The sequence below is a fragment of the Bacteroidia bacterium genome (genome assembly GCA_023228875.1).
Lineage (GTDB): Bacteria > Bacteroidota > Bacteroidia > NS11-12g > UBA955 > JALOAG01.
Genome location: JALOAG010000042.1, coordinates 1 through 5,331 on the forward strand (window position 1 = coordinate 1; position 5,331 = coordinate 5,331).

General features: G+C 34.7%; 5 protein-coding genes. All 5 read left to right on the plus strand.

Annotation, left to right across the window (positions count from 1 at the left end; genetic code table 11):
- The first annotated feature begins 269 nt into the window (after positions 1–269).
- The gene (locus tag M0R38_12725) at positions 270–875 is read left to right on the plus strand and encodes a hypothetical protein (protein MCK9482599.1); all 606 of its coding nucleotides are present in this window, start codon (positions 270–272) and stop codon (positions 873–875) included.
- On the plus strand, positions 868–2,049 hold the full coding sequence (locus M0R38_12730; protein MCK9482600.1) for a beta-lactamase family protein: 1,182 nt from the start codon (positions 868–870) through the stop codon (positions 2,047–2,049). The genes M0R38_12725 and M0R38_12730 overlap by 8 nt, the downstream gene beginning before the upstream one ends.
- Before the next feature lie 143 nt (positions 2,050–2,192).
- Positions 2,193–2,960, plus strand: coding sequence for a hypothetical protein (locus tag M0R38_12735; protein MCK9482601.1), 768 nt, complete (start codon positions 2,193–2,195; stop codon positions 2,958–2,960).
- Between the two features lie 578 nt (positions 2,961–3,538).
- Entirely contained in the window at positions 3,539–4,225 is a 687-nt protein-coding gene (locus tag M0R38_12740) for a hypothetical protein (GenBank protein MCK9482602.1), read from the plus strand.
- A 159-nt stretch (positions 4,226–4,384) separates the two neighbouring features.
- Entirely contained in the window at positions 4,385–5,188 is an 804-nt protein-coding gene (locus tag M0R38_12745; protein ID MCK9482603.1) for a hypothetical protein, read from the plus strand.
- Positions 5,189–5,331: the final 143 nt, after the last annotated feature.

Below are 5,331 nucleotides of genomic sequence, written 5' to 3' on the forward strand. Positions count from 1 at the left end.
CAAAATATACAACACTGACAATCAATTAATTATGCACACTTATTGCACTTTTGTTAATACATGCATAATTGATTTATATTTGCCTAATGAAGTTATGGGTGTGGTTGTGCAACAGGCACAGCGGTTTGGCGTCAGGCGGGGTGAGGTGTAAACTTGGAGTTTTGTGCTTCTATTCAAGTTCAGTGCAGGTTGACAGTTTTGTTCTCCGAAACCCGCCCGAACGCAAAGCCCGAAAACGTTATAAGCCATTATAAAAAGACATCACAACAATGAACAGAATACTAATATTTTTAATTTTCATCACCCCGACAGTATTGTTTGGACAAGGGAAAGCAATTCCAATAAATGTTACGATTTTTAATGAATCGACAGCTATCCCATTTACAAGGTTTGTTACAACTCCAATTCACCCCGGACTTCAATTAGGGACCGAATTTAATTATAAGGTTAAAGAATATTCCCGACTTTTTCAGACTGCAAACATTAGTTATTTCTATCACAACTACTTGGCACAAGGCATAGGACTCAACACAGAATTGGGATATGAATATCGACTAAAATTTGGACTTGCAATTTCGGGACTTTTGGGAGTGGGATATATGCAGACATTTGCAACTGCCGAAGAATTTACGTTTACAAACGGTCAATATGTAAAAAAAGCTGATAAAGGAAACGCAAGATTATATCCGTCATTTTCTATTAATATTGGCTACTATCTTAAAAAGACAGAAAAAAACAGCCCTAAAATATTTATGCGTTATCAATCTGGGGCTGAGTATCCCTATTCACCTGACTTTATTCCAGTAATGACTCATATCAACTTACATGTTGGCGCTAAATTTTTTATCAAAACAAAGACTAAGAAAAATGAATAAAACTCTATATTTTATCCTTTCTTTATTTTTGCTAAACTCTTGTCATAAAGGCGAAGATATAACTCCTTCATTTTATAACTGCAATTTCGATTTTGCCGACAGTAGTTTTATAAATCCAAACAACAATAAATATCAGTCATTGTTAAACGATATGACTTCCAGTGGCGTAGTTGGGGTTACAATGTCGGTTTTTCATACTCAAACAGGTATATGGATTGGTGCAAGTGGAAAAGCAGATTTACACAATAATGTTGATATGCAATCTTGTAATATCAGCCGAGTTGGTTCCACAGTAAAAATGTTTACTGCTACCACGGTATTGAAACTTATTGAAGAGGGAAAGTTAAATTTGGATGATAAAATTTCATCTTATTTACAAGGAGATGTGATTGATAAAATTGAAAATGCTGACAAAGCAACCATCCGACAACTGCTTCAACATTCAAGTGGCATATATAACTACATCCAAAATTTAAAATTCCAAACTGCTTCCCTGAATGACTTTATTAGAGAATGGAAACCGAACGATTTGTTACAATATGCATATAACCAAAAGGCATACTTTCAACCAGGCGAAGATGTGCGATACTCAAATACAGGTTACATTATGCTCGGAATGTTGATTGAAAAAATCGAGGGTAAACCTTTTTATAAAGTATTTGAAGATAAAATATTCAACCCACTTGGTTTAACAATGACAAAGTTTGCAGCCGAAGACCATATTCCATATGGAACTGTAAGAGGATATATTGATATGTATAGTAATTTGCAAGTTGTAGAAAGCACCTATTTTAGTGGTTGGGATTATTACACGGCAGACGGTGGATTAATTTCAAATCCATACGATTTAAATGTTTTCTTTCGAGCCTTAATGAGTGGTCAAATAATAAGTTCAAATTCTTTGAACGAAATGCTGACTTGGAAAATACCCAAAGAGCCGGACCCTGATTTCTTCCCAATATCTTATGGATTGGGAATTTTTAAAATTGAAACAGATAAAGGAATTGCTTATATGCACAGCGGTGATGCAGTTGGTTATTATGCAAATATGCTTTATTTCCCAGACGACAACACGTCCGTTGTTTATGCTGTAAACAGTAACTATGGAAAGATTGACCAATTCGTATCAACAAAAAAAGCAATCGAAAAAATAATAAATGAGACAAAAGAATAACGGCTTATAACATCGTAAATAAAACATTTGGCAGTCAGTGGGTTATCGAACGTTTCAGCTCGTATCAAAAGTACTTGTAACTTGATAGATAAGTGCTTCGAAATGCCAAACGTTTCATACACGCATCCGTTAGGCGTAATATTATGAGACAGCTACTACACGACATAGAATTTAAAGAAACTCATAGCCGACTCGGTTTGAAAATTAATTCACATCTAAACGGACTTGACAAAAGTAAAAAGGATGACAAACAGAAAATTTTAGAGCTATGTCAAATTGGAAAATTATTAGCGACATACTTTAATGACTTTGAAATTACCCAAGTTATCGAAAAACCTGACTTCATAATCTCAAATGGGCAGACACAATTCGGACTTGAACACGAATTAATTTTGGACTCAAAAGCTAAAGCACAAGAAGGATTTTATGAAAACATTTGCGAGAAGGTCGAAGTTAATTTAGAAAATGACCCTTCTGTTCCAAATGTTCTAGTTAATTTACATTTGAAGGACAATTTGAGTTTTAAAATCAATGACAAAACAGACCTAATAACACGACTAACAGAGTTGGATAAACATTTTATTTTGACAGGGGAACTTTACGATAATGACATCGTGAATAATGCACACAGGATGAAACACACTCAAAAAAGTGTGAACGCAAATTTTGGAGCATATTGGCAAAAGGCTATAACAAAGGACTTAATACTTGAATACGTTTCAAAAAAGGAAAGTAAAATTTCTGCTTACAGACAAAATACAAAGTTACCTCTGTGGTTGGTTTTAATAATCGGTGGCGTTGGACAAAGTTCGTTTGAGGTAAATGAATTGCTAAATATTGAATTAACGACCGACTTTCACAAAGTATTTTTATATGAAGACTTTGACAACAAATTGTATGAACTTAAATAGAAATACTACGCCTAACAGGGGTAGCTGTTGCACAACTCTCTAAAAAAAGAAAAAAACATCAAAAACGGCTTCATTAGAAGCGTTTTAAGCACACTTGTTTTTTCAACTATGCTTTTTAAGTTGGTTTTTTGGGTGGTTTATATAGGAGTTGTGAGCGTTGTGATGTAGTCAATAAAAAAACGAAAGGTGTTTTGCGCAGTTGCCTCTATTTTTTGCATGGCTCGCGCTATGCTGTATCAAGGGTTTGTGATAATAAGCGATAAAAAATGTCAGTTGGTACCAAGCTGTCAATGCTTACTTGATACAACATTTTTGGTTGAATATCCTTACGTCCCTGCATGCATCAAAGATAAAAAAAGAAATTTTTAAGGCAAAATATACAACACTGACAATCAATTAATTATGCACACTTATTGCACTTTTGTTAATACATGCATAATTGATTTATATTTGCCTAATGAAGTTATGGGTGTGGTTGTGCAACAGGCACAAGGTATTGGCAATACCCGCTGGACAGCTTGTTTATAATTTAAAGTTTCCAAGTGCGGGCATCGCCAATACCCAATCCGTTAGCGGTCATGCTTAGACAGGTACTACATAAAATTGACAGACCAGAAATGAAGCTTAGACTTATAATTTTTGCAATCTTTTTTATTTATTCCAGTGCTTGGGGACAAGTCTCAAAACCTATTACAATAAAGTGGGTTGACAATCTTTCAGGTGACTTTTCATTTACAAATAACTGGAGTTATCCCCTCGGTGTTGAAATGAAGTCCGATGGGAAAGCAGGTTGCGCAGACGGAGGTTTTTGTCCTCAACGCTGTTATTCAATGCTTGATAGTAATGGTATTGTCCTTAAAGACTCTGCTCAAATATTTTATCAACTCTTGGACACAGCACATCAATTCCATTCAATACAATGTGAAGCTTGGTGTTATGAATGGGCAGGAACAGATTTTATTGAAGTATTCAGAAAAAATAAAGACAGCATATTTTGCTATACTTCGACTGGCATTGCAACACATTGCAGTTTGCAACTTGAAATTCTGAAAAATATTTGCAAAGCGACTATTGACTTAAATAGTATAACACCTGACGGAAGCGCCATCTATTACTGCACTGACGGATACATTACAATTGACAAAAAACTATGGGAAAAAGGAATAATGAAGGCGGAATTCAATTTCAATTTTGAACACAAAGAGAATCCCCAAAAACCAATTTATTGGAGAGGAAAAATCTATGCAAAAATTAAGACGAATTAAACAGCTAAAAAAAGCACGACCCGCTAACAGCACCTACAAGAAATTGGCGGTTCAGTGGTTAAATCAAGCTTTGTGCTTCTATCAAAGTTTCTGCTTGGTTGACAGTGAAGTGCTTCGAAATCGCCACCTTCGGGTAGCTGCAAAACGTTAGGCGCAAGTATGACGAAAGAAACAAACGCAAGAATGACAAACAAGAAAACATACATTTCTAAGAATGACTTTCATAGCGCACATCAATTTGCGAAAATAAATAAGCACATAGACATCTGTTTGACTTTAATTGAAAGACTTATAAAAATTAACGATAAGTGTAGAACTGAAGTGGCAAACAATCTCAAAATTGAAAATTATATCATTGATTATCGAGCTGACCAATTTGGTTACTATGACAACACCTTAAAAAGCATTTACTATTCCTGTTTTTCTTTAAAATACGTCTACGACATAAGTACTTTTATGAATTTTAAAGAAATTGACAATACAATCGGCCTCACGCTTGACAATCAAAGAGCTTATATCACGTTTACTGCAATTGTTAAATTATCGAGCATGTTTGAATACACTCGAAAAGTATATGAAAAAAATATTTCAGGCAAACCGTATTTTGACAAGCTCCGAGAAAAATATTCTGACAAAGTTGACTCATTGGAGCTTCTGAATAATTTTCGCAACACAATTCATAGTAATGGTAAATGGAAGCCAAAAAACAATGCTGACAATCTAACATATAGCCTAAGGGAGGGTGAACAGGTGATTAAACCTGGCGAAACTTTCAAATATGACCACTGGAAAATTTACCGAATTATTAAAGACTGTTTGGAGCTGAATAAGTTGATGGCCTTGGACAATGAAGCAGAACGGCTAAGACAAACAAGGATTGAAATAAATGGACAAAAATTAGCTGTACTTAAAACCGACATGACAACTGAAGACTGGGAAAGAATTTTTTACAATCAACGATGACAAAATACCAGCGCCTAACATGGGTAGCTGTTGCACAACTCTCTAAAAAAAGAAAAAAACATCAAAAACGGCTTCATTAGAAGCGTTTTAAGCACACTTGTTTTTTCAACTATGCTTTTTAAGTTGGTTTTTTGGGTGGTTTA

Excerpts from the sequence above, each read along its gene's own strand:
- M0R38_12745 (MCK9482603.1), top strand. The coding sequence starts at position 4,385 with ATGACGAAAGAAACAAACGCAAGAATGACAAACAAGAAAACATACATT.
- M0R38_12730 (MCK9482600.1), top strand. The coding sequence starts at position 868 with ATGAATAAAACTCTATATTTTATCCTTTCTTTATTTTTGCTAAACTCT.
- M0R38_12735 (MCK9482601.1), top strand. The coding sequence starts at position 2,193 with ATGAGACAGCTACTACACGACATAGAATTTAAAGAAACTCATAGCCGA.
- M0R38_12725 (MCK9482599.1), top strand. The coding sequence starts at position 270 with ATGAACAGAATACTAATATTTTTAATTTTCATCACCCCGACAGTATTG.
- M0R38_12740 (MCK9482602.1), top strand. The coding sequence starts at position 3,539 with ATGCTTAGACAGGTACTACATAAAATTGACAGACCAGAAATGAAGCTT.